Raw genomic sequence first — 14,026 nt, forward strand, 5'->3', positions numbered from 1 at the left:
GATCATCGGAGCCGCTGCCCCATGTCGACGCAATCCACCCGCTTTGCCGCCCGCCTGATGGTCGCGCCTTCGGTCCTCGTCCTTTTGGTCTGGATGATCGTGCCCCTGGGCCTGACGATCTGGTATTCCTTCCGCATCTTCCGGCTTCTGTCGCCCGAGCGGACGGGCTGGACCTATCGCAACTACACCTGGTTCTTCAACGCCCCCGACTTCTGGCTGGCCCTGGTCAACACGCTGCTCCTGGTGGGCGGGGTCCTGATCATCACAGTCATCCTCGGCACGCTGATCGCCCTTCTGATCGACCAGCCGGTCCATGGTCAGGGCGCGCTGCGCATCCTGGTCATCGCGCCCTTCTTCGTCATGCCCCCGGTCGCGGCCTCGATCTGGGAGAACCTCTTCATGCATCCGCAAAACGGGCTCTTCGCCGCCCTGTCCCGAGGGCTGGGCTATGAGCCGATCCTCTTCCTCGAGGACTATCCCATGGCCTCGGTCATCGGCATCGTCTCCTGGGAGTGGCTGCCCTTTGCGACGCTGATCCTGTTGACCGCGCTGCAATCGCTGTCCTCCGAACAGCTCGAGGCGGCCGAGATGGATGGCGCCGGTGCCCTGAACCGCTTCCGCTATATCATCCTGCCGCATATGACGCGGGCCATCACGGTCGTCATCCTGATCCAGACCATCTTCCTGCTGGGCATCTTCGGCGAGATCTTCACGACGACGCAAGGAGGGCCCGGCTCGGCCTCGACCACCCTGCCCTACATGATCTTCAAACAAGCCATCGTCGCCAAGGACATCGGCCGCGCCGCTGCCGGAGGCATCATCGCCGTCATCCTTGCCAACCTTGTGGCCATCGTCCTGATGCGCGGCATCGGCAAGAACCTGGACGCCTAAGGAGCCCCCATGGCACGTGCAACGACACCCCGCCGCAAGGCCCTGACCACCCTGGCCGCCTGGACCGTCGCGCTGATCATCTTCTTCCCGGTCCTGTGGATGATCCTGACCTCCTTCAAGACCGAGGCTTCTGCCGTGGCCATGCCGCCCGAGTTCCTCGGCGCAAGCTGGACGCTGGAGAACTATGCGGAAGTCTGGCAGCGGTCCGATTATCCGCGCTTCTTCTGGAATTCGGTCGTCATTTCGGTGGGGTCCACGCTTCTGGGTCTGGGTCTCGCCATCCCCGCCGCCTGGTCCATGGCCTTCGTGCCGGGGCGGCGGACCAAGGACCTCTTGATGTGGATGCTGTCCACCAAGATGATGCCCGCCGTGGCGGTCATGATCCCGATCTACCTTCTGTTCCAGTGGCTTGGCATCTATGACAGCAAAATCGGCCTGGTCATCGCCCTGATGCTGATGAACCTGCCGATCATCATCTGGATGCTTTACACCTATTTCAAGGAAATCCCCTCCGAGATCCTGGAGGCCGCGCGGATGGATGGCGCGAACCTGTGGAACGAGGTGCTTTACGTCCTGACGCCCATGGCGGTGCCGGGCATCGCCTCGACCCTGCTTTTGAACGTGATCCTCGCCTGGAACGAGGCCTTCTGGACCATCACGCTGACCACGACCAAGGCGGCCCCCCTCTCGGCCTTCATCGCCTCCTTCTCGGCGCCGCAGGGGCTGTTTTACGCGAAACTCTCGGCGGCCTCGACCATGGCCATTCTGCCGATCCTGATACTGGGCTGGTTCAGCCAGAAGCAACTCGTCCGCGGCCTGACCTTCGGCGCGGTGAAGTGAGGTAAAATGGGCAAGATCGTTCTGAAATCCGTCCGCAAGGCCTTTGGCGAGGTCGATGTCATCCCGGGGCTGGACCTGACCATCGAGGATGGCGAATTCGTCGTCTTCGTCGGCCCCTCGGGCTGCGGCAAGTCCACGCTGCTGCGCCTGATCGCGGGGCTCGAGGACCTGACCTCGGGCACCATGCATATCGACGCCCGCGAGGTGACCAGCGCGCCGCCCGCACAGCGCGGCCTAGCCATGGTCTTCCAGAGCTATGCGCTTTATCCGCATATGTCGGTCAGGAAGAACATCGCCTTCCCGCTGAAGATGGCCGGGGCCAGTCCTGAAGAGCAGGAGAAAAAGGTCACCGCCGCCGCCAAGGTCCTGAACCTGACCAACTACCTCGACCGCCGCCCAGGCCAGCTTTCGGGCGGGCAAAGGCAGCGCGTGGCCATCGGGCGGGCCATCGTGCGGGAGCCCTCGGCCTTTCTCTTCGACGAGCCGCTCTCGAACCTCGATGCCGCGCTGCGCGTCACCATGCGGCAGGAGATCACCGAACTGCACCAGTCGCTGAAAACCACGATGATCTACGTGACCCATGACCAGGTCGAGGCCATGACCATGGCCGACAAGATCGTCGTGCTGAACGCAGGGCGCATCGAACAGGTGGGCTCGCCCATGGAGCTTTACCACAAGCCCGCCAATACCTTTGTCGCGGGCTTCATCGGCTCGCCGAAGATGAACCTGATCGGCGGGGCGCTGGCCGCGGCCGAGGGCGCCGACCAGATCGGCATCCGCCCCGAACATCTCGGGATCGTCACCGAGGGCGGATGGGAGGGGACCGTGGGCCTGTCCGAACACCTCGGCTCGGACACGTTCCTCAAGGTCACCACGGGTCAGGCCGGTGTCCTGACCGTCCGTGCCCCGGGCGAGGTCATGCTGCGCCATGGCGACAAGGTCCGCCTTGCGCCGATGCCGGGCAAGCTGCACCGCTTCGGCAAGGACGGGGTGGCGCTGTGAGACTTGCGGGGAAAGTCGCCCTGATCACCGGCGCCGCGCGCGGCATCGGCCGTGCCTTCGCCGAGGCCTATGCGCGCGAAGGCGCCGTGGTCGCCGTGGCCGATATCCAGGGCGCGGCCGAGACCGCCGCCCAGATCCCCGGCGCCTTCGGCATCACGATGGATGTGACCGACCAGGCCTCGATCGACGCCGCCGTGGCAGAGGTGGTCAAGGTCGCGGGCGGCATCGACATCCTGTTGAACAACGCCGCCGCCTTCGACCTGGCCCCCATTGTCGAGATCACGCGGCAAAGCTATCAGCGCATCATGGACATCAATGTCGCAGGCACGCTCTTTCCCTTGCAGGCCGTGGCGCGGCAGATGATCAAGCAGGGGCGCGGCGGGCGGATCATCAACATGGCCAGCCAGGCGGGCCGTCGCGGCGAGGCGCTGGTCGGCGTCTATTGCGCCTCCAAGGCCGCCGTGATCTCCTTGACGCAGTCGGCGGGCCTTGATCTGATCAAGCATGGCATCAAGGTCAATGGCATCGCCCCCGGCGTCGTCGACACGCCGATGTGGGACCAGGTCGATGCGCTTTTCGCGAAATACGAAAATCTCCCCCTGGGCGAGAAGAAGCGCCAGGTGGGCCTGGCCGTGCCCCATGGCCGCATGGGACGGCCCGAAGACCTGACCGGAATGGCCGTTTTCCTCGCTTCGGACGAGGCGGATTACATCGTCGCCCAGACCTACAACGTCGACGGCGGGAATTGGATGAACTGAGATGACCTATACAACGCCCCTCTATGACCGCTCGAAACTGACCCCGGGCATCGTCCATATCGGCCTGGGGAATTTCCACCGCGCCCATATGGCCGTCTACCTGGACGATCTCTTCGCCCTGGGTGAGGGGCATGACTGGGCCATCCTCGGCGCCGGCGTGCGCGCCCCCGATGCGCGGATGCGCGAGGCGCTCCTGGCGCAGGATTGCCTCTCGACCGTGATCGAACTGGACCCATCGGGCCGATCGGCGCGGCGCGTGGGGTCGATGATCGACTTCCTGCCCGTGCAGGAGGACAACGCCGCCCTGATCGCCGCGATGTCCAACCCCGCGATCCGCATCGTCTCGCTGACCGTGACCGAGGGCGGGTATTTCATGGATTCGGCCGGGGCTTTCGATCCCTTGGCACCCGAGATCCTTGCGGATGCTGCGGCGCCGCATCGCACGGCCTTTGGCGCCATCATCGCGGCCCTGCGGGCGCGGCGCGCGGCGGGCGTGGCGCCCTTCACGGTCATGTCCTGCGACAACCTGCCCGGCAACGGCCATGTGACCCGCGCGACCGTCTGCGGCCTGGCCCGGCTCTCGGACCCGGACTTCGCCGCCTGGATCGAGGCCAATGTCGCCTTCCCCAATGGCATGGTCGACCGCATCACCCCGGCAACCGGCGACCGCGAGCGCGCCATGGCCGCCGATTTCGGCCTGTCGGACCCGGTGCCGGTGACCTGTGAACCCTTCCGGCAATGGGTGCTCGAGGACAATTTCCCGCTGGGCCGCCCGGCGCTGGAGAAGGTCGGCGTGACCTTCACCAACCATGTCCACGAATACGAGACGATGAAGATCCGCATCCTGAACGGCGGCCATGCGATCATCGCCTATCCCGGCGGGCTCAAGGGCATCCATTTCGTCCATGAGGCGATGCAGGACGCGACGATCCGCGGCTTCCTCGATGCGGTCGAGACCCGCGAGATCCTGCCCGTCGTCCCCCCGGTCCCGGGCGTGGTGCTGGGGGACTACAAGTCCCTGATCATCGAGCGCTTTTCCAACCCCGAAGTGGCCGACACCGAACGGCGGCTGTGCCTTGACGGCTCGAACCGCCAGCCCAAGTTCATCATCCTGTCGATCCGCGACAACCTCGCGCGCGGGGTCATGCCGCATGGCTTGATCCTGGAAAGCGCGCTCTGGTGTCGCTATTGCTTCGGCACCGACGAGACCGGCGCCGAGATCGCGCCGAACGATCCGAACTGGGACATGCTGCAGGCGGCGGCCCGGGCGGCCAAGGCGGACCCCTCCGCCTGGATCGCGATGGAGCCGATCTATGGCGACCTGGCCCGGAACCCGGATTTCGTCGCGGCCTTCGGCGCCGCGCTGGACAAGGTCTGGGCCGAAGGCAGCGAGGCTGCGATGCGGGCCTATATCGGGTAGCCTTTCGCGGTTGGCCCTGCCGACTGGGAGGCTGCGCCAGTCCTTCAAGCCTCGCCCCGCCGACTGGGGGCTTGTCACGGGCGGAATGGGGGCGCGGCATCAGGGGCGTGATCCGGGGGCTACGGGGGTGAGTGCCCTCTTGCCCCTAGGTCACCGCCTCAATGGCGAGTGATCCGGGGGCGTGCAAGCTGAGTGCATGGCAGGCAATTCGGCTTTGACGATTGCGAGTGTGACCCTGGGGCGCGCGGAGTGAGTGAGGCAGTCACGCATCGAGGCGCCAGAACGTTCATCCCGCTTGGCGGGGAGGCTCGAAGACAGCGCCTCCCGCCATCCCCGCTCCGCAGGGCCTGGATTTCCTTCTGAGCTGTCCCTCCGTGCCGGGCTGAGGCGGCAAACCGATCCTTCGCCCGTTTGGCACCGGCGGCTGCGGGGTCTTCTGGGGACAATGGCGCGAGCGGGCTGCGCCGGAGAGGGTGGCGCCTCTCTCCCTCGCGGGGCCCGTCCGGGACCTTCGGGGGCGGGGCGTCCTGGCGTCAATCGGCCCAACAGGACCTGCCCCCGAGACGGTGGCACCCTTCCCCCTTTCGGCGACCGGTTTGGAGGATCCGTGGCGGGGCCTTCAGCGATCAATCGTCGCAACGAATGGCTGCGTCAGGGAAGGCGGCACCCGTCCACCTCCGGAGGCCACTTGCGACCTTAGGTTGGGGTCTTAAGCGATCATTCGCCGCAACGAAGGGCTGCATCAGGGAAGGCGGGACCCTCCCCCCTCCGGCGCCCACTTGGGTCCTTCGGGTGGCGGGTCTTTTGCGATCAATTGCCGCAACGAAGGGCTGCGTCAGAGAAGGCGGCACCCGTCCACCTCCGGCGCCCGCTTTGGTCCTTCGGGTGGCGGGTCTTATGCGAACAATCGCCAAGTCAGGGGGCTGCATCAGGGAAGGTGGCACCCATCCACCTCATAAGACTACTTGGGACCTTCGGGTGGGGGGGGGCTTCTGCGATCAATCGCCCCAACGAAGGGCTGCGTCAGGGAAGGCGGGACCCGTCCACCTCAGAAGACTACTTGGGTCCTTCGGGTGGGGGGTCTTCTGCAATCATTCGCCGCAACGAAGGGCTGCGTCAGGGAAGCCGCCACCCTCCCTCCCTCCGGCGCCCGCTTTTGTCCTTCGGGTGGCGGGTCTTATGCGATCAATCGCCAAGTCAGGGGGGCTACATCAGGGAAGGCGGCACCCGTCCACCTCAGAAGACTACTTGGGACCTTCGGGTGTGGGGTCTTCTGCGATCAATCGCCGCAACGAAGGGTTGCATCAGGGAAGGCGGGACCCTCCCCCCCTCCGGCGCCCGCTTTGGTCCTTCGGGTGGGGGGTCTTCTGCAATCATTCGCCGAAACGAAGGGCTGCACCAGGGAAGCCGCCACCCTCCCCCCTCCGCCCGCTTTGGTCCTTCGGGGGGGAGACCCCAGGACGCCAGAGCGCGTCCTCCCTGCACAGGCAGTCGGCAGGGCCAGGGACGGCGGATGTGAGGCTGGGTCCAGTCGGCGGGGCTGGCCTATTGCATCTGCATCTGGCCCTGAACCGTCGCGGTCAGGTCACCCAGCGAGAAGGGCTTGGGCAGGAAGACCGAGTTCGGGATCCGGCTCTGCGTCTCGGAGAGCGCGTCCTCGGCATAGCCAGAGACGAAGATCACCTTCACATGGGGCCGCTCTTCCAGCGCCTGGCGCACCCAGCTCGGCCCATCCATCCCCGGCATCACCACATCGGTCACGAAGACATCGACATTCAAGGAGGGGTCCTCCAGCGTCCTCAGGGCCTCTTCGGCATTCTCGGCCTCGAGCACCGTGTAGCCCCGCATCCGCAGCGCGCGCGAGGCGAAGGCGCGCACCGGCGCCTCGTCCTCGACCAGGAGAACGACCCCCTCGCCCTGTTTCAACACGACTTTCTTCTTCTCTTCGACCAGGTCGGCGGGCCCCGAATGGATCGGGAAATAGAGCGAGAAGGTCGAACCCGCCCCCACTTCGCTGTCGACGAAGATGAAGCCGCCCGACTGTTTCACGATGCCGTAAGCCGTGGAAAGACCAAGACCCGTGCCCTCGCCGACCTTCTTGGTCGTATAGAAGGGCTCGAAAATCTTCTGCAAACGGTCGGCCGGGATGCCGCTGCCCGAATCCTGCACCTTGATCACCGCATAATCCCCCGCGGGCACCGTGGCCCGGTCGCGCACCAGGGGTTCGCTCAGCGAGATCGCCTCGGTGTCGACCCGGATCACCCCGCCCTGCGGCATGGCATCGCGGGCGTTCACGACCAGGTTCATCAGGACCTGCTCAAGCTGGCGCTTGTCGGCCCGGATCGCGCCCAGTTTCAGCCCATGGTTCAGCTGCAGCCGGATGCGCTCTCCGACCAGCCGGTTCAAGAGATGCGCCAGTTCCGAGAGCACATCCTCGAGGTCCAGCCTTTCGGGCTTCAGCGTCTGCTTGCGGCTATAGGCCAGGAGCTGGCTGACCAGCGAGGCCGCGCGGTTGGCGTTCTGGTGGATCTGCACCAGGTCGCCGTAATCGGAATCCTCGCGTTCGTGGCGCATGAGCAAAAGGTCGCAATGGCCTGAAATCGCGGTCAGAAGATTGTTGAAGTCATGGGCGATGCCCCCTGCAAGCTGGCCGATGGCCTGCATCTTCTGGCTTTGGACGAACTGCGCCTCCAGCGTCTTGAAGGCGGTGGCATCCTGCAGGACGGCCAGAACCTCGGGGCGGCCATGTTCGACGATGCGCCGCAGCATGACCTGGAGGAAGACCTCGCCATCCACCAGGCGCGCCCGCAGCATTTCCGACCGCGAGGGCGCGCGTTCGCTCACGATATCGTCCAGCCAATCCGAGACCGGGCGGCCCAGCCCCTCGAGCAGGTCATGGAACATGACGCCCGGCTCGCCCGTCAGGTTCAAGATTGCCCGCGCCGCCGCATTGGCCACGATCAGCGCGCCATTCGGCCCGAATTTCGCAAGCGGCACCGGCACATGTTCGAAATCGGCCATGGCCGAGGGCAAGGGCGTGCCCTCGGGCACCGGGAGAAGATAGATCTCGCGCCTTTCGCCGGGGCCATCCAGTTCGGCCAGGATCGCCCTTGTCGGGCCATCGACGCCCTGAACCTCGACCTCTTCGCCGGAGTGAAGGATCGGGGTGTTGAAAATCCGGTCGAGCCGCTTGGGTCGCCCCCCGACCAGCCGCCGCATCGCCTCGTTGCTGTAAAGGATCACGCCCGCCTTGTTGGCGGTCAGCATCGGCAGCGAGAGGGCATCGGCCCCACCGCGACCGGCCCCGCGATCCTGGAACTCTTCGAGCCGCCACATGAAGCGGTCATCGCCCATCCTGGCCACCGAAAGCCGGATGTGGCCGCGTCGCGTCACGACATCCTCACGCCCCGATCCGCCATGCAAGGCCCTGTTCTGCAAACGGAAAAGCACAGAAGAGGGCGAGGCGAACTGTTCGGACATCGTGGCCACCAGCGTGGCCCCCATCCGCGACTGGAACCGCGCCTCGGCCGCCGCATTCTGATAGCGGATCTCGCCCAGGCGGTCGGTCATGAAACAGGGCGTCGCGTCCTGGCCCACAAGCTCGGTCAGTTGCCGCAGGCGCGTCCGCTCGGCCCGCGTGCCCGCCCAGGCCCGCAGCCGCAGCCCAAGCGCCAGGAAGACCAGGCTCAGCGCCACCAGCGCCCCCCCCATCCGCATCGCGGCCGTGGGCGCGGCCCAAGCCACCACCCCCGCCGCCAGGGCCGCAGCCACCGCCATCAGCGGCAACCCCAGTCCCGGAAGGGTCCTCTTGCCAATCACCGTCACATCACCCAATTGCCCGGCCCCCGGTCACCCGATTCCCTTCGGAACCCTTTGTGAACATGGGGGGCCAGAAGGGTTAATCAGGCATTAACATTCGCGGGAGCCTCGCAAAATTCGCACAAGAATACAACTGGCAGTTGCTTCAAACCCTTTTCATTCGGGCAATGAAGAGGCCATCGCCCTCCGTCCCGGGCAGGAACTGCCGCCGCCCCAGCTCGACCAGACCATGTCGCTGCATCGCAGCATCAACTTGGACGCCGTTCTCGGCCGCAAGGATCGAGCAGGTCGCATAGGCCAGGACCCCTCCCGGCGCGACCATCCCAAAGGCCCGATCCAGGATCTGCGCCTGGAGCGCCAGGGTGGCCGCCAGCTTCGCCTCGGTCAGGCTCCACTTGCCCATCGGGTCGCGCCGCCAGCTGCCGGAACCGGAACAGGGCACATCGGCCAGGACCAGGTCGAAGGGCGCGAGGCGCTCGGGCGCGTCGGTCAGGGCGATGCGCGCACCCGCCCGCGCCGCCCGCAGCGGCAGGTCCGCCATCCGCCGCGGCGCCGCGTCATGGGCCGTGACCTCGGCCCCCAGAGCCGCCATGGCCAGCGCCTTGCCCCCGCCACCCGCGCAAAGGTCCAGCACCCGCAGCCCCTTCAGCGCACCAAGCTCGGCCACGACCGCCTGCGAGGCCGCGTCCTGCAGCTCGACCAGGCCCTGGGCATAGGCCTGGCTCGCCTGGACCTTGCGCGCCCCTGCCGTCACTTCCAGCGCCGAGGCCACGAGGGCCTCGCGCGTCGCGATCCCCTCCTCCTGCAGATGGAGCGCCGCCGCCGCGCGGGTGGTGCGGGCAAGGTTCACCCGCAGGAAGACCGGGGCGCGGTGTTGCAGCGCCTGGCAGGTCGGCACGAAAGCCGCGCCAAGGTCGGCCCGCAGCCTGGGCGCCAGCCAGTCGGGGCAGTCCAGCGCCTCGGTCTCGGAGGGCGCGCGCGGCGGGGACACGGCAGCCCCAGGCGCATGGGGCGCATCGGTGAAGACCTGCGCCAGGACCCCGGCCTCGCGCGCCCAGCCCAGCATCAGCCCGCGCCCGGTCAGGCTCCCCCCCAGGGCCGCCCAGGACGCACGGCGGCGCAGCGCGTCGAAGACATGGTCGCGGATGGCATGGCGGTCGCCCGAGCCCGCGAAGCGATGGGCGCGGCCCCAGTTGGTCAGGGCGGGTTCTGGCGCTTCTCCGGCGAGGATGCGGTCGAGGATCTCGATGGCGGCAGAGACGCGGGCGGCAGGGGTCATGGGGGCCTCGGGGGATGGGTCGGGCGGGGAGTAGCACCAAGCGGCGGAATTGGACAGGTGGAACGGGGGGCTTGCGAAAGGGGGGCGCTGCCGACTGCGCCCACGGCGCGTGCCGCCCAGCGGAGGCTCCGCCGACTGTGGGGACAGGGCCCTGGCGCATCACGTCCAGTCGGCGGTGCTTGGGGGAGACGTGGAAACCCCGTCGGCGCAGTCGGCGGGACCCCGCTTGGCAGTCGGCGGGGCAAGGCCACCAGGTCAGACCCCGGGGCCCAGTCGGCAGGGCCCAACGCCGCAGTCGGCAGGGCGACGCCACCGGAACAGGGCCGAGGCCGCAGTCGGCAGGGCCTAGCCCTTCTTCTCCTGCAAGGAATTCCCGCCATCCACCACCAGCACCGCGCCATTCACATAAGACGCCGCCTCGGAGGCCAGGAAACCCACGCAGGCCGCCACTTCCTCGGGCCGCCCTGCCCGTCCCATCGGAGACTTCCTGGCCGCCACAAACTCGCCCTCCTGCGTTGCCTCGGTCGCGATCCAGCCCGGTGCCACGGCATTGACCGTCACGCCCTTCTTGGCCACCTCCAGCGCCAGGGCATGGGTCAGCCCCACCATCGCCGCCTTGGCCGCCGAATAGGCCGAAGACCCCGCGATGGACACCACGGGCCCCGTCACCGAAGCCATCATCACCACCCGCCCAAACCCGCGCGAGAGCATCCCGGGCAGGAAGGCCCGTGTCACCAGGACCGCCGTGGTCAAGGAGAGGTCCATCTCGCGCCGCCAGCGCGTCATGTCGTCCTTGGCGAAAGAGGTCAGCCCCCCAGGCTCGGCCTGAGACCCCATGCCCGCATTGTTCACGAGGACATCGACCGGCCCCAAAAGCGCCAGCCGCCCGACCTCGGCAGGATCGGTCAGGTCGCCCTGGTGGGCGCGCACCTCGAAGCCCTCGGCAAGAAGCTCCGCCGCCCTTGCATGGATCCGCCCCGAGGCCCCGGCAATCACCAAGCGGTGCCCCGCAGCCCCCAAGACGCGGGCAGAGGCCATGCCGATCCCCCCCGCAGCCCCCGCCCCGGTCACCAAGGCGACACGCTTTTCCATCTTTTCCCCCATCCCAGGCCAGCCCAAGCTTCCGCCAAAGTTTATGATTGACGCAAGCCCTGCAACCGCCAAACTCTGCACACGCATTTCATGGAGGTTTCCTTGCGCAAAATCGCCCTTGCCCTGACGCTCGCCGCCAGCCTGGCCCCCGCTGCCACCCTCGCGGGCGGCGTCCCCGAAGTCGAACCGGTCGTCGTCTGCGGCGATTGCGGTGCGCCCTCCTCCTCCTCGGGCGGACTGATCGTCCCGCTGCTGCTCCTGCTCGTCATCGGTGCAGCCGTCGCGAACTGAGGCGGCAAACCATGCGCAAGATCCTTCTTGCTGGCCTTCTGGCTGCAACCCTTTCCCCCGGAGCGGTGCTGGCGGGGGGCGTGCCGGAGATGCCGGAGGCCTATGCCACGCCGCACTACTCTTCCGGCGGCGACATCATCGTGCCGCTGCTGCTTCTCCTGGTGATCGGCGCTGCCGTCGGCGGCTGAGGGCAAGACCATATGGTCGAGGCCCCGGGTCAAGCCCGGGGCGGCGGGGCGCTTGGGGCAAAGCGCTTTCGCTCCGCTGCGTAGCCCGGGGTCGTGACCCCGGGTCCCCTTTCATCTGCGCCGAACCGCCCCGCAAAACCAAAGCGGCCCCGGGCTTGAGCCCCGGGGCCTCGACCTTCGCAAAGCGACCGCGTCTCAGCCCACGCGGTAGTTCGGGCTTTCCCGCGTGATCTGCACGTCGTGAACGTGGCTCTCCTTCAGCCCCGCCCCGGTGATGCGCACGAATTGGCAATTGGCCCGCATCTCGGCAATGGTGCGGTTGCCGGTATAGCCCATGGCGGCGCGCAGGCCCCCCACCATCTGGTGCAGGACCTGGCCAACCGTGCCCTTGTAGGCCACCTGGCCCTCGATCCCCTCGGGCACCAGCTTGTCGGAAGCCGCGTCCTTCTGGAAATAGCGATCCGCCGAGCCCCGCGCCATGGCGCCAAGCGAGCCCATCCCACGGTAAGCCTTGTAGGACCGCCCGTTCCACAGGATCACCTCTCCGGGGGACTCATCCGTCCCCGCAATGGCCGAACCCACCATGGCGCAGGAGGCCCCCGCCGCAATCGCCTTGGCGAAGTCTCCGCTGAACTTGATCCCGCCATCCGCAATCACCGGCACATCGCCCGCAGCCCGCGCCGAATCCATGATCGCGGTCAACTGAGGCACGCCGACCCCCGCCACGATCCGCGTCGTGCAGATCGACCCCGGCCCGATCCCCACCTTGACCGCATCGGCCCCCGCGCCGATCAGCGCCCGCGTCGCCTCCCCGGTCGCGACGTTCCCCGCCACGACCTGCACGGTATTGGAGAGCTTCTTGATCCGCTCCACCGCCCGCGCCACCCCTTCGGAGTGACCATGGGCCGTGTCGATCACCACCATGTCGACACCCGCCTCGATCAGGGCCTGGGAGCGCTCAAACCCCGCATCCCCGACCGTGGAGGCCGCAGCAACCCGCAGCCGCCCCATCTCGTCCTTGCAGGCATGGGGGTTCAAGACCGACTTCTCGGTGTCCTTCAGCGTCAAAAGCCCCGTCAGATGGCCCGCGCCATCGGTGACCAGAAGCTTCTCGATCCGGCGCTGCTTCATCAGGGCAATGGCCTGGGCGCGGTCAATGGGCTCGCGCAGGACAGCGAGGTTATCCCGCGTCATCATCACCGAGACCGGCGTCTTGTCGTCAGAGGCAAAGCGCATGTCACGGTTGGTCACGATGCCCAGAACCCGCCCCGCCTCGTCCACCACGGGAAAGCCCGTGATGTTGTAGCGCTCCATCAGCTCCTTGGCATCGGCCATGGTCTGTTCGGGGCGCAGCGTGATCGGCGCATAGACGACGCCGCTCTCGAACCGCTTGACCCGGCGAACCTCGCGGGCCTGGGCCTCGATATCCAGGTTGCGGTGGATCACCCCGATCCCGCCCGACTGCGCCATGGCAATCGCCATCCGCGCCTCGGTCACCGTATCCATCGCAGAGGACAGAAGCGGAATGTTCATCCGGATCGACTTGGTGACGAAAGTGGACGTATCCGCATCCGAGGGCAGCACGGAACTGGCTGCGGGAACAAGCAGGACGTCATCGAAGGTCAAAGCCTCGCGAATCTCCATGGGTCTCTCCATCGGCATGATCGGTTGGCGATTTCCCTTTGCACCATCGCGGGGAAAGGGCAAGGGTGAAACCGAAAGGGAGAGGATGGCGATGCGATGTACGGCTTGGGGACTGGCCCTGGTGCTCTCGGCGCAGGCGGGGGTGGCCGAGGACTGCACCCGCTGGCGCTATGCCATGGTGGACAAGGCGGGAACACCACGGGACGGGCTCGACCTGATCCTGGAACGGGTAACGTCCGGACTGGTGGCCCGGACCCCCGGCTTCCCCCGGCAGATCGACGGGCCCGACCCGGTCTGGATCGCCAACGGCCAATGGCTCGCAGGCCTTGCCCTCGACGGTGAGGTCCTTGGCCATCTCGCCCAGTTCAACCGTGTCGGAAACTTCCGCAAGGATCACACGGTCTGGTTCGACGCCTCGGGGGTCCAGTTTTCCGAGGGGGGCTTCGACATGATTTTCCTGTCGCGAAAGGGTTCGGCCTGGTTGCAGGACGACTGGGTCACCCTGATGGACACCCCCGACGCCGCGCCGCCCGACGAGGTCCTCCTCTCCCTCGACACCTACAGGTTCCTCGACCGCCCCATCTACAACCGCTGGTTCGACACGCTGACCCAGGACGAGGCCATTGCCCGCACCGACCGCCTCCAGGACCTGCTGCACGCCTCCACCGGCACCTGGATCAAGACAGGCTGCGCCCCCTGATCCCCTTTCACACTGGACCAAATATCCCGGGGTGAGCGGCAAAGCCGCGAGGGGCAGCGCCCCTCTTGCGCCCGCGGCCCCAAGATGCTGCAAAGGGGCACG

12 protein-coding genes are annotated in these 14,026 nt (G+C 67.0%); 8 read left to right on the forward strand and 4 right to left on the reverse strand.

Annotation, left to right across the window (positions count from 1 at the left end; translation table 11 throughout):
- Positions 1-21 precede the first annotated feature (21 nt).
- The 5 genes from GV832_RS07875 to GV832_RS07895 are packed head-to-tail and all read left to right on the forward strand — an operon-like array spanning position 22 to position 4,911.
- Positions 22-891 carry a carbohydrate ABC transporter permease gene (locus GV832_RS07875; RefSeq protein ID WP_168774301.1) on the forward strand — a complete coding sequence of 290 codons (870 nt, stop codon included), beginning with the start codon at positions 22-24 and terminating at the stop codon, positions 889-891.
- A 9-nt stretch (positions 892-900) separates the two neighbouring features.
- Positions 901-1,731: a carbohydrate ABC transporter permease gene (locus GV832_RS07880; protein ID WP_168774302.1), complete on the forward strand. Its 831-nt coding sequence runs from the start codon at positions 901-903 to the stop codon at positions 1,729-1,731.
- A 6-nt stretch (positions 1,732-1,737) separates the two neighbouring features.
- Positions 1,738-2,733: an ABC transporter ATP-binding protein gene (locus GV832_RS07885; protein WP_168774303.1), complete on the forward strand. Its 996-nt coding sequence runs from the start codon at positions 1,738-1,740 to the stop codon at positions 2,731-2,733.
- Positions 2,730-3,491 carry an L-iditol 2-dehydrogenase gene (locus tag GV832_RS07890; protein ID WP_168774304.1) on the forward strand — a complete coding sequence of 254 codons (762 nt, stop codon included), beginning with the start codon at positions 2,730-2,732 and terminating at the stop codon, positions 3,489-3,491. Before GV832_RS07885 ends, GV832_RS07890 begins: the two co-directional genes overlap by 4 nt.
- A 1-nt stretch (position 3,492) precedes the next feature.
- A complete protein-coding gene (locus tag GV832_RS07895; RefSeq protein WP_168774305.1) occupies positions 3,493-4,911 on the forward strand; it encodes a mannitol dehydrogenase family protein in 1,419 nt (472 codons plus the stop codon).
- A gap of 1,545 nt (positions 4,912-6,456) precedes the next feature.
- Here GV832_RS07895 and GV832_RS07900 read toward each other — a convergent pair.
- The 3 genes from GV832_RS07900 to GV832_RS07910 all read right to left on the reverse strand — a co-directional run bounded on the left by GV832_RS07900 (position 6,457) and on the right by GV832_RS07910 (position 11,101).
- On the reverse strand, positions 6,457-8,688 hold the full coding sequence (locus tag GV832_RS07900; RefSeq protein WP_168774306.1) for an ATP-binding protein: 2,232 nt from the start codon (positions 8,686-8,688) through the stop codon (positions 6,457-6,459).
- Between the two features lie 187 nt (positions 8,689-8,875).
- Positions 8,876-10,009 (reverse strand): RsmB/NOP family class I SAM-dependent RNA methyltransferase, encoded by a 1,134-nt coding sequence (locus GV832_RS07905; RefSeq protein ID WP_168774307.1) that lies wholly within the window; start codon positions 10,007-10,009, stop codon positions 8,876-8,878.
- Between the two features lie 345 nt (positions 10,010-10,354).
- Positions 10,355-11,101, reverse strand: a complete 747-nt coding sequence (locus GV832_RS07910; RefSeq protein WP_227754303.1) for an SDR family NAD(P)-dependent oxidoreductase — start codon at positions 11,099-11,101, stop codon at positions 10,355-10,357.
- Between the two features lie 102 nt (positions 11,102-11,203).
- Here GV832_RS07910 and GV832_RS07915 point away from each other — a divergent pair, with 102 nt between their 5' ends.
- Positions 11,204-11,392 (forward strand): hypothetical protein, encoded by a 189-nt coding sequence (locus GV832_RS07915; protein WP_168774309.1) that lies wholly within the window; start codon positions 11,204-11,206, stop codon positions 11,390-11,392.
- Between the two features lie 11 nt (positions 11,393-11,403).
- Entirely contained in the window at positions 11,404-11,580 is a 177-nt protein-coding gene (locus GV832_RS07920; protein ID WP_168774310.1) for a hypothetical protein, read from the forward strand.
- Positions 11,581-11,775: 195 nt separating this feature from the next.
- Here GV832_RS07920 and guaB read toward each other — a convergent pair whose 3' ends face one another.
- Positions 11,776-13,224, reverse strand: coding sequence for an IMP dehydrogenase (guaB, locus tag GV832_RS07925; RefSeq protein WP_168774311.1), 1,449 nt, complete (start codon positions 13,222-13,224; stop codon positions 11,776-11,778).
- 91 nt (positions 13,225-13,315) lie between these two features.
- Between guaB and GV832_RS07930 the strand changes: the two genes are divergently transcribed.
- Positions 13,316-13,924: a hypothetical protein gene (locus GV832_RS07930; RefSeq protein WP_168774312.1), complete on the forward strand. Its 609-nt coding sequence runs from the start codon at positions 13,316-13,318 to the stop codon at positions 13,922-13,924.
- Positions 13,925-14,026: the final 102 nt, after the last annotated feature.

It is taken from the genome of Stagnihabitans tardus, from assembly GCF_009925085.1.
In the GTDB taxonomy this organism is placed as follows: domain Bacteria; phylum Pseudomonadota; class Alphaproteobacteria; order Rhodobacterales; family Rhodobacteraceae; genus Stagnihabitans; species Stagnihabitans tardus.

What these genes read in the sequence shown, in the direction of transcription:
- GV832_RS07895 (WP_168774305.1), top strand. Translation starts at nt 3,493, where the DNA reads ATGACCTATACAACGCCCCTCTATGACCGCTCGAAACTGACCCCGGGC.
- guaB (WP_168774311.1), bottom strand. Translation starts at nt 13,224, where the DNA reads ATGGAGATTCGCGAGGCTTTGACCTTCGATGACGTCCTGCTTGTTCCC.
- GV832_RS07900 (WP_168774306.1), bottom strand. Translation starts at nt 8,688, where the DNA reads ATGGCGGTGGCTGCGGCCCTGGCGGCGGGGGTGGTGGCTTGGGCCGCG.
- GV832_RS07885 (WP_168774303.1), top strand. Translation starts at nt 1,738, where the DNA reads ATGGGCAAGATCGTTCTGAAATCCGTCCGCAAGGCCTTTGGCGAGGTC.
- GV832_RS07930 (WP_168774312.1), top strand. Translation starts at nt 13,316, where the DNA reads ATGCGATGTACGGCTTGGGGACTGGCCCTGGTGCTCTCGGCGCAGGCG.
- GV832_RS07910 (WP_227754303.1), bottom strand. Translation starts at nt 11,101, where the DNA reads ATGGAAAAGCGTGTCGCCTTGGTGACCGGGGCGGGGGCTGCGGGGGGG.
- GV832_RS07880 (WP_168774302.1), top strand. Translation starts at nt 901, where the DNA reads ATGGCACGTGCAACGACACCCCGCCGCAAGGCCCTGACCACCCTGGCC.
- GV832_RS07920 (WP_168774310.1), top strand. Translation starts at nt 11,404, where the DNA reads ATGCGCAAGATCCTTCTTGCTGGCCTTCTGGCTGCAACCCTTTCCCCC.
- GV832_RS07875 (WP_168774301.1), top strand. Translation starts at nt 22, where the DNA reads ATGTCGACGCAATCCACCCGCTTTGCCGCCCGCCTGATGGTCGCGCCT.
- GV832_RS07905 (WP_168774307.1), bottom strand. Translation starts at nt 10,009, where the DNA reads ATGACCCCTGCCGCCCGCGTCTCTGCCGCCATCGAGATCCTCGACCGC.